Here is a 16007-nt window from a genome sequence, read left to right as displayed (position 1 = left end):
TCAGCTCTCCAAGCTTTAATTCACCTGACGATCACGCGCTTCGGCTTAAGCAAAGTTCGACCCAACCAATAGAGTGTGGTCAGGATCACCAGCAGTACAGGGAACAGCAGAACCGGAATACCCAACACCGCGCTTTTTTGCAGCATAGCTGGGAAGACTTGCATTTGGCCTGCAAAAAATGAGCCGGTAGCAATTAACATCGCAAAACACATCCGCCACAGGTGCCGCACCAAACGCTGTGCGCCAATGATCTGTCCAGCCCGCAATAAACGTACATCCAGCACGGCACATAACAAACTGATGGCACCAAACACCATCAGCGTCTGAGGTGGGCTGTTTTTGGTGATTAAGCTTTTTGGATCGTCGATAAAATTGAACCAAAGATTGAGTGCATACACCCCCAGTATTGCCGCTGCCAATGCAAAGCCTGCCACTACCCAATAACTGTCTTGAACAGAGCGCTTCACAGCCAACCACGAAGTACAAACCAGATAAGATGTGACCAAAGCGACAACGCCTGTGACGTGGTCGGTACGTAAAAACAGCGAAACTATGGCGGCACTGCCCGTCATGATTAACATCGAAAGGGTAAACATGGCCCCGGCTTTGCGATGCAGTGGTGAGCCTTTGGCTGCAATCATGGCCATTGCGCCTGCAAGGATGGCTACTAAGCCCGCGATAATATGGATCCAGGTCATAAAAACTCTGTTGTGGTTGCAAATCTGATAGCTGGCAGAATAAACCAAATAACGGTCTGTGTAGCGGCTGGTATGGACGAAGTACGGATTGGGTCGACTTGATGACGCTCTAACAGGATAAGTGACGGCATCAGTGGTACTGAATTCAAATCAGGGAGTCCCTCGTTATTCATCTGCTGATAACGTCATCTATCCCTGTCACTGCGTTAGTCATCATTGAAGGGAATACATGGCCTAAGGTTGCAGTGTAAGCTAAGCCTATTCACTCATTGCTGCAGCGCTGCAATGAATAACAATTGTGTGTTTACCGGTTGAGTTGGTTTACCTATGCAACATCGCGATCCCTCTGTTTTATTATCAAAGCCGCCAGCGCTGTTTGGCTGGCCGCGTTTGCGCGTGGTCATCTTGGCCAGCACGGTGTTAACCCTGTTATGGTTACCCATTTTTCAATCCAGTTGGCTGTTGCCGCCTATACGGGTGCTGTTTGTCGGTTGTATGCAATTGCTTGCTTTTGGCATAGTTGAGCGCTGGCCGAAGCGATTACCCGGTTGGGTGGCGCGCTGGGTGCTGCAGGTGGTAGCAGTCGCAGTAGTGACGCCTTTTGCTGCGGTGTTTATTTATTCTCTGACGACTTTTTCACATCCTGAAGTCTGGTCATTGGACTCCAAAAAAATGTTGGGCTTTGGTATGTTGGTTGCTGCAGGTCTTTTAGTGTCGCCCTGGATTGCCATGTCGGCGCTCTATCGCCATATCAACGGCCAGGCGCAGCAACAGGCGTTGTCATTTGAACTGGAGCGCAGTCAATTGGCCAGGGACGCGCTGGATTCACGGCTGCGTTTATTGCAAGCTCAGGTGGAGCCGCATTTTCTATTTAATACCTTAGCAAACGTGCGTGAATTAGTGGATTCTGGCTCATCACAGGCCTCGCAGGTGCTGAATAGTCTGATCACTTATTTACGCGCTGCAGTGCCTAATTTGCATCACAGTGCCACCACCTTAGGACAAGAATTGGAATTGGTGCGGGCTTACCTTGAGTTGATGCATATGCGCATGCCCGATCGCTTGCAGTTTGCCATTGACGCAGATCCAGCAGCACTGGCAGTGCAATGCCCGCCTATGACTTTGTTAACGCTGGTAGAAAACGCCATTCGGCATGGTATCGACCCCAGTGAAGAAGGCGGGCAAATTGAGGTCACTGCCCGGTTACAGGATGGGCGTTGTCTGGCACAAGTGAAAGACACAGGGATAGGCTTGAGTGGACCTGCTCTTGGTGGCCCTGCTGTTGGTGGCAAAGCAGAGAGCCAGGGTTTAGGCACTGGCCTCGCCAATCTGCGCGAACGCTTGCATCTGATTTTTGCCGATCAGGCTCAACTTAGTTTAATGGCGCTTGAACCGCATGGCTTTTGTGTAAATATCAGTATTCCGGCACTACAGGTTACTGCAACGACCAGCGGGCTTTCAGGAGATTAATATGACTTCAACCCAGCCGACTGCACTGATAGCCGACGACGAACCTTTGCTGCGCAGTGCTTTGGCCCGGCTGCTCGCGGCAACCTGGCCCGAATTAAACATCGTGGCGCAGGCCCGCAATGGCCGCGAAGCGCTGGAACAGTATCAGGCGCTTAAACCTACAGTGTGTTTTCTGGATATTCATATGCCGGGCATGACAGGCATTGAAGTGGCGCGCCAGATTGGCCGCGGTGCGCACTTTGTTTTTGTCACCGCCTACAGTGAATATGCGGTCGAAGCTTTTACCCAGGGCGCATTGGATTATTTAGTCAAACCTGTAGAGCAGGCGCGACTGGCCGAGACTGTACTGCGGGTGCGCGAACGTTTAGGCTCCCAGCAAGCTGCGCCCGACATCGAGATGTTATTGGATAAATTGGAGGCGCGTTTACAACAAAAAGCCGCGCCGGAGCCTTTACGCTGGATTAAAGCCTCCATCGGACAATCGGTGCGGATGATCCCGGTAGAAGACATAGACTTCCTGCGCTCAGATGAAAAATACACGCTAGTCGGCTGGCGCGATCATGAGGGGAAAGCAGTAGAAGCCCTCATTCGCACGCCACTAAAAGAACTGCTTGAACAGCTGGACAGCAATGACTTTTTGCAAATACACCGCTCTGTGGTGGTGAATATGAACAGGGTGAGCCATGTCACACGCGGCGAAAATGAAACCGCCACTGTCTATCTGAAAGGCCGAACCGAACATCTGCCAGTCAGCCGCAGCTATTTACATCATTTTAAGCAGATGTAAGCTGTACTGGTTTGTAGTTGATTTGATGCCTGAACCTGGCTGTGCGTCAGCAAATTATGCCCTTTTCCTGAAGGCATTTGCAGCGTTGCTTCATGGCAAAAGCTGAATTAGGCATTGTGGCAAACCTCTGCTACTCATTCCTTTGGCACGCCCAAACCACTGGATGAATTTCCAATTGTCGAGCTTGAGTACATTTAAGAACAACTAGCGTACTGCCTGTATAAATTTTGCCGGACGCAAATTTACTCATTTCAGAAAAACCTGTTGAAATAGAGGTACATCAGCGTTAGTTTGGTATGAGTAAAAATCATGAAAGAAGGCGAAACAATGTTCGACTTGCGGGCAGGCTGCCTTTGAAAATGGATTGTTATAAGCAAGGAGAGTAATTCGTGTCTATTGAGTTTGTTTCCGTTATGTCGAGTGCGGCAGCAATTGGCGCTGTTACCTCTGCCATCGCAGCATTTTTTCAGGCTCAGCGAAATCGTAAACACAAGTCGCAAGAGACTTTGGAAGACAGGATAAATAAGTTAACTGATGCACTTAGGGAATCGAGCCATCTTGTTACTGAAGTTGAAAAAGAAATTCAGAGCCGGCAGCAATTAGTTGTAGAACTGAAAAACGATGCTGAGAAGTACAAAAATTTGGTATCAATTAATCAAGAACAAGTCGACGCTGTTGCTCAATTATTAAAAGGCGAATTACGAAAAGAAGGTAGTAAGTCGTTTTGGAAAGGTGTTGCCGTAAATTTTGTTTTTTTCATTCTGGGTTCTGGGGTGTCACTTGCTTTGTCAGCTGGTAGCTTATAACAAACGCCATCAAAACGCCGCTTCGCGGCTCGACTCGCAACAAGTTGCTCGCGTTTGTGGCGGGCGTTAGAAGTCTGCTACAAGCCGAGAAAAGGAAGCTAAAAGTTTGAAAAATGAATATCTGATTTTAGTACCGGGGACAGACTCGTTCTGTAGCAGCAAGAAAGCCTTCGTCGATTTTCTTAAGGTTGATGCACTAATAACCATCTCTGGACAGAAGTTGGCTTATCGTAGATCTCCAAAAGCAAAAGACCTTGTTTCCGCACGCTTTCGTGTTGAAACGGACAAGGTCAAGGACAAGGACGAACGATTCTTTCTATTGGTTCTGGAATCTATGAGCAGAGATGCTGTGGATGAATTCTCTGAGCTTTGTGAGCGGGTAAAGTCTATTTCTGAACGAATTTCTCCAGGCAGCACTGCCATTAACACATTATGGGATGGGGTTGGTCGAATTTATGCAGAGAAGTCGTATCCGGTAATCAACGAAGTTGAGAATCTGATGAGAAGGCTCATCGCCAAGTTCATGCTGATTAATGTTGGGATGAACTGGTCCAAAGACGCGATTAATCCAGAGCTATTTAAAAAGATAGAGAGTTACGACGAAGAGGAGGTCTACTTAAACGACCTTTATAAACTCGACTTCATCCATCTAAAGCAGGTTCTTTTTGATAAAAAGCGAGATATCAGTCTTGAAGAGTTGGATCGAATTCTTTTAAAAACAACATTCTCTGATGACGATAAAGAGAAAATACTAAAGTATGTCCCAAAATCGAATTGGGAAAAGTATTTTTCATCGTTGCTTGATGAAAAGGATAAGGGGCTAGAGAAGAAGTGGGAAATTCTTTACAAGCTCAGAAACAAGGTTGCCCATAATCGCAACCTTACTAAAGTGGAATTTGATCAGATAGTAGGTTTGTCCAGTGACATTAAGGCTATCATTCGAAAGGCCACGGAGAAGCTAGTGGAGATAGATCTCGATGAGGAGGATCGAGAGTTGATTATCTATTCGTACCAATCCGAATCACCGCAGGCAATAGGCTTTATCGCCGAAAAAGCCGTTGCGGAATACTACGCTCGTTCCGGTTACGAAATCTCACAGTCATCTACGAGGCGAGGGTTTGATTTTATAGCGGAAAAGGATGGTGAAACATTAGCTATTGACGTCAAGTCAATCCGGCCGAGAAGCTTTTATTCCATGTTGAGAATGGTGGCAGAAAGACAGTTCAAGCACTGGATGTCGATGCAAGCGATTGAGAATTTTTCAAAAATACGCCTAGTATGTGTTTTACGAGAAGACGATGTTGACTACCCACTGACACGTGTTCGCCGGCACGCACAAGAATTTTCTGAGGCTTTCGGTGAGCAAGTCGAAATTCACTTTGGAAAGATCAACGATGAATGTGTTTACGCCCCGATGGAAGTTTGATTTGTTCGCCACTAACGTTGTAAGGGGCTTCTAACAATCGCAGGTACAGCGACGGCTTTTCCATGGCGGCTGCGCCTTCATTACAATGCCGCGCGTGCTGCGGGCGTTAAGTACCAAGAGGGAATCGTGCATAAATCCAAAAATGTCATATTAACTGTTCTTGCATTGGTAGTTCCGGGTATTGCCTACGCTAATGCAGGTGTACCGATGCTGTTTTTGGCTATGCCGGCATTTTTAATGTCGTTAGTACCGATCATAGCTGTAGAAACACTCTATATATCAAAGGGTTTGGAACTGCCTTTTGGTCAATCTTTGAAAACGGTAAGCATTTCTAATGTGGCCTCAACCCTTATAGGTATTCCTCTTACATGGCTTCTACTTGTGTTAGTTCAAGTGGTTACTGGCGGTGGTGGCGCCTACGGAATTAATTCGGCCATGGGTAAAGTCTTAGCTGTTACTTGGCAGGCTCCATGGTTGATACCATATGAAGAAGATCTGAACTGGATGATTCCCGTTGCGGGTTTGGTTTTATTGATCCCGTTCTTCTTCGCGTCCTGGTGGTCAGAGTATTTTGTTTCAAAAAAACTCAATAAAACACTGCCGTCGCTGAGTATCAAGGCTAAGGTTCGCAATGCAAACCTAATTACTTACTCATTATTAGCCGCTTGGCCAATTGGTTTCTGGGTGTTAAGCAGTGCAACTAAGTAAGCATTTAACAAACGCATCAATCAGTACGCTCACAAGCTCGTGCCTATTACGCGGGCGTTATTTTATAGGAGGGTTCATTGGTTATTAATCAAAAACTCAAAGGAAGAAGCAGTACATTTGAGTTTAATCCCGATTCATTTCGTCATAAATTTTCTGATGGCGATCAGACTATTGAATTTAAAGTGCCATATTCTGGTATTGACATAGAAAACCCTATTGTACTAACTGAGAAAAATGTTATGTGGAAATTTGTTACCATTCCTGTTTGGTTTTTGGTGATTATGACCTTTGGGAAAGTGATCGTTTTATCGGACACCCTAATGCAAGCTATTGCTGGCTTGATGGTGGTTGGTGTTTGGTTAATCTGTATTGGTTTATGTTACTTTTTATACAGTAACGGCCAAGTAACACTGATGCTTTATAATTCTGTTAATGGACGGGTAACCCTGATCTGTGATGGAAAAGAAGAATCAATAGTCAACGAGCTAACTCAAAGAGCGAGTTTGGTTAACGGAGCCGTAAATGACTCCCGCCATTAATCAAAATAACAACGTTGGTACGAGCAAGTATTGCGGTGTTTGTTATTTCTGTTTGCGTATAGATAATCTTCAACTATCAAAATGTATCACGCCTTGTCCTCTACCAATACGATAGCGAGTACAGCCGCATTGATCTAACTTCATTTTCACCAGCCAAGATTCAACTGCAATCCTTCAATGTTGTCAGCGGATTAATTTAAACACTGCAACCTAGGCGTTATCGCTGCTGCAATCAAGTTATTCAGAAGAAGGAGATCGAAATGAATCTATCACCAAGTTGTATGAGTTCTTTGCGGAGATGGTTAGCTGGACATTGGCACACAAACCATCCGACAGATATGGATATGTTTTATAAATTTGTCGATCAATATATTGCTGACCATGGATGTAGTGTTAATGAGCGAGGATTACGACATTTAATAGCTACTCTAGTTAAGCCGGATTATCCAGTAGAACCAACGGAGTTAATTTCGAAAAAAATAATATTGATGTATGAGATTATGGACTTTATTAGAGTAACAGGGCGCTAAAGCGCTTAATTGATTTACAACATGTGTAATCGAGATCCGCAATAAGGTGCTTAGGGGGTTGCACTTGAAAACAAAAATCCCTCAGCCGAAGGACAAAAAAGCTGAGGGAGAGGTTGGTAACTTTTTACTTACCAGGGAGTCGTTACGGCATGTCTAAGCTCGTCCTCTGGTCGCTGTCGCAGGCGAGATTTTTGACGCGACTAAGGCCGGATAGCTGACCGCTAACTGGCCTACTATCAGCAAGGCAATAACACCAATCACCAGCAACACAGGGCTTAACGGGCTCATACTGAAGGTTGAAACCAGCCAGATATTTAAACCTACTGCTCCTGCAGCACCTAGCACCACACCAGCGAAGCTTATCAGCAGATTTTCCAGCATAAAGTAGCGCATCACCTGCCACTGGCTGGCGCCTAAAGCGCGGCGGGTGCCGATTTGGCGAGTGCGTCTGTTGATACTGAACATCGCCAGACCGACAATGCCGAAGCCGGTGATCAGGGTAAGTACAATAATGACCGTTAGCAGAATAGTGTTGGTGGCCTGATGCTCCTGATAACTTTCGTCACGGGTTTGTTCCATGCTGGTGACCTTACGGATAATGCGGCCTCTGTCGCTTTCGGCCAGCATTTTTTCTATCACAGGCATTAACTCGTCACGACGGCCCGGTTCGGTGCGGATAAAAAAGCGGCTGCCTTTGCCATCCAGTTGCTGCGGCACCAGCATGCTGCGCTCTACGCCATTCCAGCCGTTCCATGGTGCTTGCAGTGTGTTGATAATACCTGTGATTTGCATTGGCTGATGGTTGTCAATGTAGACAGTTTTTCCTAAGGCACTTTTCCAGTCCCCTTCAAACATAGCTTCTGCTAATGCTTTGGTGATAATGGTTTTAGCAGGCCACTTGGTACTGCCTATTTCACGCCAGCCTATATCTGGGCTTTGGAAGTTTTCACCAGCGATAAGCTCCAGGCCTAAAGCATCGATACCATGCTCGTCCACCATGTAAACTGCGCTGCCTGTGCCTTCAATATCATCGCCGGCTTTGGTTTGCAGGCTCATAGACCAGCCGCCGCCGCTTAACGGTATTGCATTGATTTGGGTGACATCGACCACGCCCGGAATTTGCCGAATGCGTTGCAAATCCTGCTGTAAAGCGGTTTTCACATTGTAGTTTTGCGCAAAGATGGTGTTGCTCAGATAAAAAGTATTGGTTTCATCTAAGCCACTAGCTCGAGCCATTTGCTGACTGCGTTCCTGCATCATAAAAATGGCGTTCACCATAATGGTCAGGGTTAGGGCGATTTGCAGGGCGATCAGCAAAGCACCAATTTTATTGCGCATTAAAGCGCGGAACATAGGGCCCAGTTCCAATCGGGCTAACAGTTCTAACATGGCAAACTCCTTATTGGCTTTTCAGCTGAACGGACGGCTGCACCTGACAGGCACGCCATGTGGGGTATAAACCGGCTAATAAAGCACTGACAACAGCCAGGCTGATTGCCATAGCGACCAAGGTGAAATCCAGCTGAGCTAAATCTCGGATCCAGTCGCCGTACATCACTTTGATGGCTTCAAGCCCAAGTAAGGCGAGGATTAAACCCAATAAGCCACCTGCCAACCCTATACAGCCTGATTCAATTAAATGCTGAATAAACAAATCGTTACGGCTGGCACCTAAGGCCTGCCTCACACCGATTTCTGCCGCTTTGCCTAAAAATTTCGCCAGCAATAAACCTAGGGTATTGAGCAAACACACCAGCAGAAACATCAGCGACATCGCCATCATCATGCTGGCGTCGTCTGATACCACTTCGGCGTATTCCAGCCACTGCATCACATCGCGTAATTTGTTGTTGTCAGTGCGGGCAAAACGGCCATATTGGTGCTGCTCTTTGGCGTAGGCATTCATAAAGCTGAAGTAAGCTTCTTTATCCTGAGCTGTGGGTAATTCCACCCAGAGTTGCACCCAGATACATTCAGAATCTAAGAAAGCCTGAAAGCCTGATTCTGTGGGTTTCCAGCAGTTGGTATTGCCAGAGCGGCTGAACTTTTGTTCGGTAATGAGGCTAAAAGGCACAAAGACTTCTTCCACATCATTAAAAGCACCAGTGCTGATATCGTAGAACTTAGGTTTAGGGTTCCATCTGTCGATCACGCCAGTGATTTTGTAGTCTTCACCTGCCATCCGTACTGTTTGGCCTGTCGAGTCTTTGCCACCAAATAAGCGTTCATTCAGTTCGGCATTGATCACTATCACCCGCTCTTTTTTCAGATCAGCCTGATGGTCCCAGCCGCTACCATATAAAAAAGGCACATCAAACATAGGGAAAAAGTCGGCACTGTTGGCGCGGCCCTGCACCATAAAAGGCAACACTTCTTTGTCGGCAGGCTCTATTACTGCAGACATACCGCTTTGAATACTTTGGCGTTTAGCTTTTTGTGCCTGCCATAAATAAGTGGCATCCCGATAGGTTAACTGGGTTGGGGCATCGCCATCGTCGTTGAAAGAATCATTGGGCTGCCAGGCGTCCAGTTGGACAAAATACAGCTGTTCACTTTTATGCGGAATAGGGTTGGCCGACATCAGGTAGTTGACAGTAATAGTGGTCATGGACGCGCCAATACCTAAACCTATAGCGCAAACCATTAGCAAGGTCATGCCCCAGGTACGTTTACAGCTTAACCAGGCTAGTTTTAAATAATAAGAAAACATAGCAGCTCCTTAAGCTTCGTTAACCAGATGCAGGTTCGGGTTATTGCTGGTCAGCTCGCTGACATGGCCATCTTTAATGTAAATCTGACGTTTGGCGCGGGCAGCCAGGCTTGGGTCGTGCGTCACCATCAAAATAGTGGTACCAGCTTTATTAATATCTTCCAAAAGGCTCATCACGCTTTGTGCCATTTGACTGTCCAGGTTTCCTGTTGGCTCATCCGCCAGTAAAAAACGGGGTGATGTGGCCAAAGCTCTGGCTATGGCCACACGTTGCTGCTGACCGCCGGACAATTGACTTGGCAGGTGTTTCATCCGTGAGGCTAAACCCACCTGATCCAGATGATGCTCAATACGTTTTCTGCGCTCAGCTGTATTCAGGCCGCGGTAACGTAAAGGCACATCGACGTTATCGAACAGGTTTAAATCCGGAATAAGGTTAAAACTTTGAAAAATAAAGCCTATTTTCTGATTACGCATGCGGGAGCGGCCGCTGTCGTTTAGTTTGGCTATGTCTTCACCGTCCAGCAGGTATTCGCCGCTGGTGCTGGTTTCCAGCAAGCCTGCGATATTTAAAAAGGTGGTTTTGCCTGAGCCGGAAGGGCCTGTCACACTGACAAAGTCGCCTTCGTTGACATGCAACTGAATATCGCGCAATGCATGAGTGGCCACATCGTCCGTGATAAAAGATTTACTGATTTTGTTCATAGTTAACATACTAAGTCCCTCTATGGTTTGCCTTCATTAGTTATTCAGTTGCACTGTACTGGCGCCGTCGAATATATCGGTGCCTGAAGTGATGATTTGATCGCCTGGTTGCAGCCCTGCCAGAATCTCGACTGAGTTCAGACTGCGCGCTCCCAGTTCAATTGGGGTTTTGATGGCTATACCATTGCTGACTTTGTAGGCAAATTTGCCATTGCTGCTGTCGAGGAACTGGCCACGAGCCACCTGTATCACGCCTTCACGGTGTTCCAGCAGAATACGGCTGCTTAAACGTTGGTTTTGACGCAGGGCAGGGGGCGCTTCTTTGGTAAAACGCACCCGGCCTTTCACCTGGTTTTCAAAGACTTCAGGAGAAATAGTCACCAATGAGCCCATATATAGCTTCTGCTCAGCAGTGACTTCTACCGGCAGGCCAATGATTAAGTCGTTGGCATAACTTTCTGGTACGGCAATTTCTACCTCAAACTGGCTTAAATCCACTACAGATAAAATCAGCTGGTTTTTGCTGATATAGGTTTTGTTTTCTACCGCCAGATTACCCAATAAGCCATTGACCGGAGAACGGACTTGCAAGCCATTGACCTGACGCTGGAAGTCTTCCACCAGCAAACGTTGGCGGTCTAACTGCTGAGCTAAACTTTGCACTTCAAAATCGAGGTTTTCTTTATTCAGCCGGGCATCTTCCACAGCGTGCTGGTGCTGCAATTTGGCGGTTTCTAAATCGTCCTGTGCTTTTTCATGTTCAATTTTGCTGATCACACCTTTGTCAAAACCCTGATCAGCGCGGCGTTTTTCCCGCTCTGCTGTGGTTAAGGTCACTTGTGCTATATCCACAGCTTTTTTGTCTGTCAGTTGCTGCTTTTTCGCTAAGATTTTTTGACGGTTATGGCTGGTTTCCAGGCTGTAAAAGGTAGCTTGTTCCTGCTGTAGCCTATTGTTTAGCTCGGGGCTGTCGATAGTCGCCAGCACATCGCCTTGTTTCACTTCTGTACCTGCATCAAGTAATAAGCTGATGGTGCCCTCTGCAGGTGCGTACAGCTTAGGACTGACCGCTGCGACCACCTGGCCCTGAGCTGAAATATCGCGGGTAAAATCTGCTGTCCTGACTGTATCCAGTCGTACTCGCGATAAAGACACTGAGATATCTGACTGCGACCAACTGCGAGCCGCCGGAACTATCTGCCATAACAGCAAGACCAAAAGCAGACTGACGGAGCCTGCGACCCAGAGTTTTTTAGTGGTTTTTTTTGGTGCCAGCCGTTCATCCTGGCTGCTGGTATCCGCTATTTTCATGGTTTTCCCTGTGCTTTGGCTCTTTTTTGGTAAGGTATCGACAAATGCCGTTATTACCAATGAGTCGTCAGGGGCAGGAAAAAGGTTTGAACGAAATAAAAATAAATTTTGTTGATTGAAAACCATGAAGATTGTTTGGTAAGACGTAGGGGCGACCTTTATGGTCGCCCGCGATATTAATTCAAATTAATGTGGGGGCGAAAGAACTCAGTCAACAAAGCGCGCAGCTTCAAGGACGCAGGGCAGTTACCATAACCTTTGTCTGGTGCTGATATATCCAGCATAAAAGATAATAGCCACACCAGCAAACCAGCTCATAGTCACAGGTTCAGACCAGAACAGATAACCAAAAAGCCCGGCAAAAATCACTGAGCTGTAAGTCCAGATACCAATATCAGAAGCAGGCGCCAAGGCATAAGCTTTAGTCATGGCCATCTGGCCTACAGCGGCCAAAATACCCATAAAAGCAAAGGCCCACCAGGCGATGGCAGGTAATTCCTGCCAATAAAAAGGCACGGGCACAAAAGAAATAATGGCGGTTAGTAAGGAAAAATAAAAGACAATACGGGCTGCGGGTTCAGTGTCAGACATATAACGAATGGTAGTTTTGGTGACTGCTACTAACACGGCAGATAACAGCGCTATTAAAAACAGATAAAAAGCGCCTCCACCGCTGGCTACAGGTAAAGCCAATAACACACCACCAAACCCCAGCGCTATACCGAATAAGGTCAGTCGGCTGGCCGTTTCTTTTAGCCAATATTTGGCAATCAGCGGCACGATAAAAGGCGACATTAATAGCACCACCATAGCTTGGGCTAAAGGCAACTGGCTGATGACATAAAAGAAGCAGTACATCGAAATAATGCCGGTGACAGAGCGGCTTAAATGCAGATACCAGCGTTTGGTATAGAGCAACTGTTTACCATGCACCCAAAGCCAGGGCAACATCACCAATAAGGCAAAAAAGTTGCGGAAAAACACCACTTGCGCATTGCTGGCACTGTCGCTGGTCAGTTTGACTAAAGCGCCTATACCAGCAAAACTAGCTTCAGCCAGTAACAGCAATAACGCGCCTTTCAGCAAATTGGGTTGCATCGGAAATCACATCCATCGAAGAGGCGCGCAGTATAGCAGAGTAAAAAATGTAGGGGCGACCTTTATGGTCGCCCGTCTATGGGTTAAAACGAATTCAGGGCGAAATCACGGGCCAACTACAACGCAGAGTCGCTGTGAATACATCCATCCAGGCAGCTCTGGGAGATTCGAGGGTTTTGCTCTGCGAAACCCGTTCAGTTGGCAGCAAGTCAGATAACTGACTTGCTAAAATACAGCCTTTCTCCTGCTAGACAGAGTCTGCTAACTTGTTGTCCAGTCGGCTTCTGAGTTACTCTAAATCGTTACTCTGTGCCAGCAGCAGAAATTCACTGAGAAACGATTAAATCGGCGCTTTTCACTGAAAGCGGACATTTCTGACCATAACTGAACTGGGACTCTCGAAAATTTCGAGACATCACGAATTGCCAGAACGTTTAAAAATAATGTGTTATTAGTTTCGCTTTTCCGCTGATTGCCAGCGCTCAGACTATATCGCTGAGCATTTAGGCTAAATGTTCGTTAACGTCTATATAGTTTTTGTGCTAATTGTGGAAGGCAGCCTCTTTTTAGAACGTGGTTTGCTGAGATATTACTTAATATAGCAATCCCACTTCGTGTTTGAATATTCATGAAAACTATTGATGTAAATCCGTTTGTTCCACCGTCGTGAAAATAAATAGTATTATCGCTATTTTGTTTTTTTGCGATGAACCACCCTAACCCGATACCCATTTGTTTATTTACTGTCGCAGTTTTTTCACGTTGCAGCTCAAAGCCGGAATTCGTATCGTTTATGTTATGAATAATATACTTTGCCAAATCAAAAATACTTGAATATATACCACCAGCCCCCAACAATGCGCCTAAATCCCAATGTGGTACCGGGATCCCTTTCGTATTTAGTCCCTGTACGAGATTTGATCCCGCGTTTTCACGTGATGTTGTGATTTGTTTTAAGCCTAATGGCTCACATATGGCTTTTTGTAGCATAGATTCATACGATACTTTATTTACTTCGCTCAATACGAAGCCAAGTAAACCAGCTCCTAAGTTAGAATAGCTAAATTTATCTTGATTTTTTATTTTCAACTTCTGCTGCAAATATTCCTTTAACCTTGACTGATCATAATTAGCATATGGATTATCCTTATTTTTAAAAAATAGTTCCCAAAACAAATCTGATGGGATCCGTGATAACCCTGAAGTGTGATTTGCTAACTGCTTGAGTGTAATTTTTGTGTTGTTATTAAATTGGAACCCAAGGATTTCAGACACTTCATCATTGAGCGAAAGTTTCCGTTCTACAACTTGTTGCGCCAATATTGCTGATGTGAAAGTTTTAGCAATAGAGCCTATGTCAAATACAGCGTAGCGGTTATCAATATACTCAACCTGTGTATTATTTTTAATTGCTCCATAAAATTGAGGCTGATTATCGACAATCCTTACCATTGCTAGTTGGCTGTTTGTTGGAAACTTTGCCAACGTGCCATGAATAAATTTTACCTCATCTGCGCCAAAATGATCGGGGGTTATTGAAGCTTCCATCTGCTCGTGATCCTGAAATTGCCATTGTCTGAATTCAATTGTATCAACCAAAAAAAGAAGTCATAGCGCTAACTGTAAGGTATCGTTATGTGATACCTTTTTTTGTAGTCAGGTAACTAAATAACTAACCCAATGACCCCCTCAAAAAAATTACAACAGTGTCTATTCCTGTTAAAAAGAAAATTAAAAGACCAAAATATTACCTATCAGCAGCTTGCAAATAGATTAGGAGTTTCGTTACTCACCGTTAAAAGGCAACTGAACTCTGAAGAAATAGCCTTCAGCAAACTTTTAGCTATATGTGATTCAGTTGGAATTGAGTTTCATGAAATTTGGCAGCAAGTTGAGGCTCAAAAACCTGAGCATACGATGTTCACTAAAGAGCAAGACAATGCATTTTGTCGATTTCCAAATTTATATCAGTATTTTGTTGAGTTGTTTGTTAATAAAAAAAATCCACAGCAAATTCAAATTGAACACAAACTTACTGCCGTGTCCTCTTATTTGTACTTACGGAAACTAGAAGAAATACAGTTAATTTCCTTAAGTGTTGGCGGTAAGGTATCGTTTCTAGTTAGTGCCCCATTAGGGTTCATGAAAAGTACGAAATTTGTATTCAAAGAAATCCAAAATGCATTGTTCGAGGTATCAAACAGACTTTTTGACGATGAAAATCACGAAGATTTTGTACTTGTCAAACCACTGATGCTTCCAGATGAACTAAGGGCTAAAATGTACAAAGAGACAATGGAACTGGTTTCGCGTTATGCCGAATTATCTGAAAGCTATTTTACCCAATCGGAACATCCATCACATCATTTTGTAGTTTGCGGCTACAGGAAAGACGACATTAATCTGGGCTTTAAGATAACAAATATTACAAATTTTGATTAATGTAGTGGCGCACTGAAATTGGCCACCTGATCTGAGGATACACTCTGGGTTCACGAAAAAACGAATGTCTGCAAATAAGGCAAAGCAGAGATTCGTTTTTTCGAGAACGCGTGCTCTGAACAACTGCTTTTCGCTCAAAGTTGACATTCACTACCTAGACGTAAATCAAGAGGGTAGTCTACAAATCACTCCTTCTTCGATTGTGTTTTGCAGACCACATCAACCAACAGTATTAATCTTTGGTGCGTGAATCCAACGGGCTGGTTCATTTAGAATCTGCTCGATTAACGCAATTTAACCTCAGAGAGTAACTCATGACCGATAAAATTCCTGGCTTGCAAGACTGGCAAGGTTATAAAGATGATATTGATGCCCGCTATGCTTTTAAGATTTTCTTCGGCAAAACGCTTGCAGAGTTACAACCCCTGTTCAAACGGAATGTGATTGAGCGTACCGATGAACTGCGGTTTATGCCGGTGAGAGCTTTTCAGTATTATATTTTTGCGTTGCGTGACTATATAATTGATGAGCATTACAGTTCCGACGACAGTGATTGTGCCGTCGATTGTTATTTTAATCTGGTTCAAGCAAAGCTTGATGCTGCGCCAGAGGCTATTTTACCGGTGATGGAGCTGTTGCTGCCTTCGCTGCATTTTATTTCTGGTAATGTTGCAGCTTATAAAATCGATGAAGAGATCTATGGTTCCATTCCACAACGGCTGCAAACTCTGTTACAACGCTATCGGCAATTACGCTGCTGATCTGGTCGTACTGCAC

Annotated in this window: 16 protein-coding genes; 9 read left to right on the top strand and 7 right to left on the bottom strand. The window is 45.2% G+C overall.

The window, feature by feature from the left end; translation table 11 throughout:
* Positions 1-20: 20 nt before the first annotated feature.
* Positions 21-698 carry a DUF2306 domain-containing protein gene (locus EMM73_RS12820; protein WP_127686867.1) on the bottom strand — a complete coding sequence of 226 codons (678 nt, stop codon included), beginning with the start codon at positions 696-698 and terminating at the stop codon, positions 21-23.
* A 327-nt stretch (positions 699-1025) separates the two neighbouring features.
* Here EMM73_RS12820 and EMM73_RS12815 point away from each other — a divergent pair, with 327 nt between their 5' ends.
* From EMM73_RS12815 to EMM73_RS12785, 7 genes are all read left to right on the top strand, one after another.
* A complete protein-coding gene (locus tag EMM73_RS12815) occupies positions 1026-2168 on the top strand; it encodes a sensor histidine kinase (protein ID WP_127686865.1) in 1143 nt (380 codons plus the stop codon).
* 1 nt (position 2169) lies between these two features.
* Entirely contained in the window at positions 2170-2955 is a 786-nt protein-coding gene (locus tag EMM73_RS12810) for a LytR/AlgR family response regulator transcription factor (protein ID WP_127686863.1), read from the top strand.
* A gap of 389 nt (positions 2956-3344) precedes the next feature.
* Positions 3345-3761 carry a hypothetical protein gene (locus EMM73_RS12805; RefSeq protein ID WP_127686862.1) on the top strand — a complete coding sequence of 139 codons (417 nt, stop codon included), beginning with the start codon at positions 3345-3347 and terminating at the stop codon, positions 3759-3761.
* Positions 3762-3867: 106 nt separating this feature from the next.
* Positions 3868-5187, top strand: coding sequence for a HEPN domain-containing protein (locus tag EMM73_RS12800; RefSeq protein WP_127686861.1), 1320 nt, complete (start codon positions 3868-3870; stop codon positions 5185-5187).
* Positions 5188-5313: 126 nt separating this feature from the next.
* Positions 5314-5895, top strand: coding sequence for a hypothetical protein (locus EMM73_RS12795; RefSeq protein ID WP_127686860.1), 582 nt, complete (start codon positions 5314-5316; stop codon positions 5893-5895).
* Positions 5896-5972: 77 nt separating this feature from the next.
* A complete protein-coding gene (locus tag EMM73_RS12790; RefSeq protein ID WP_127686859.1) occupies positions 5973-6434 on the top strand; it encodes a G protein-coupled receptor family protein in 462 nt (153 codons plus the stop codon).
* A 260-nt stretch (positions 6435-6694) separates the two neighbouring features.
* On the top strand, positions 6695-6964 hold the full coding sequence (locus EMM73_RS12785; protein WP_127686857.1) for a hypothetical protein: 270 nt from the start codon (positions 6695-6697) through the stop codon (positions 6962-6964).
* Positions 6965-7117: 153 nt separating this feature from the next.
* On the opposite strand, the gene EMM73_RS12780 is transcribed toward EMM73_RS12785, so the two are convergent.
* The 6 genes from EMM73_RS12780 to EMM73_RS12755 all read right to left on the bottom strand — a co-directional run bounded on the left by EMM73_RS12780 (position 7118) and on the right by EMM73_RS12755 (position 14336).
* Complete coding sequence (locus EMM73_RS12780) at positions 7118-8353, bottom strand: ABC transporter permease (RefSeq protein WP_127686855.1); 1236 nt, start codon at positions 8351-8353, stop codon at positions 7118-7120.
* Between the two features lie 10 nt (positions 8354-8363).
* Positions 8364-9674 carry an ABC transporter permease gene (locus EMM73_RS12775; RefSeq protein WP_127686853.1) on the bottom strand — a complete coding sequence of 437 codons (1311 nt, stop codon included), beginning with the start codon at positions 9672-9674 and terminating at the stop codon, positions 8364-8366.
* 9 nt (positions 9675-9683) lie between these two features.
* On the bottom strand, positions 9684-10388 hold the full coding sequence (locus EMM73_RS12770) for an ABC transporter ATP-binding protein (protein ID WP_127686851.1): 705 nt from the start codon (positions 10386-10388) through the stop codon (positions 9684-9686).
* Between the two features lie 27 nt (positions 10389-10415).
* Positions 10416-11690 (bottom strand): efflux RND transporter periplasmic adaptor subunit, encoded by a 1275-nt coding sequence (locus tag EMM73_RS12765; RefSeq protein WP_127686849.1) that lies wholly within the window; start codon positions 11688-11690, stop codon positions 10416-10418.
* Between the two features lie 246 nt (positions 11691-11936).
* Entirely contained in the window at positions 11937-12788 is an 852-nt protein-coding gene (locus EMM73_RS12760) for a DMT family transporter (RefSeq protein WP_127686847.1), read from the bottom strand.
* Between the two features lie 519 nt (positions 12789-13307).
* Positions 13308-14336: a serine hydrolase domain-containing protein gene (locus tag EMM73_RS12755; RefSeq protein WP_127686845.1), complete on the bottom strand. Its 1029-nt coding sequence runs from the start codon at positions 14334-14336 to the stop codon at positions 13308-13310.
* A gap of 132 nt (positions 14337-14468) precedes the next feature.
* Between EMM73_RS12755 and EMM73_RS12750 the strand changes: the two genes are divergently transcribed.
* Both EMM73_RS12750 and EMM73_RS12745 read left to right on the top strand, forming a co-directional pair.
* Positions 14469-15230: a helix-turn-helix domain-containing protein gene (locus EMM73_RS12750; RefSeq protein ID WP_127686843.1), complete on the top strand. Its 762-nt coding sequence runs from the start codon at positions 14469-14471 to the stop codon at positions 15228-15230.
* Between the two features lie 314 nt (positions 15231-15544).
* Positions 15545-15991 (top strand): hypothetical protein, encoded by a 447-nt coding sequence (locus EMM73_RS12745; RefSeq protein ID WP_127686841.1) that lies wholly within the window; start codon positions 15545-15547, stop codon positions 15989-15991.
* The last annotated feature ends 16 nt before the right edge of the window (positions 15992-16007 follow it).

Source organism: Rheinheimera sediminis (assembly GCF_004005375.1).
Lineage (GTDB): Bacteria > Pseudomonadota > Gammaproteobacteria > Enterobacterales > Alteromonadaceae > Pararheinheimera.
The sequence above is the reverse complement of the archived record's forward strand: the minus strand, read 5'-3'. Positions and strand labels throughout refer to the sequence as shown.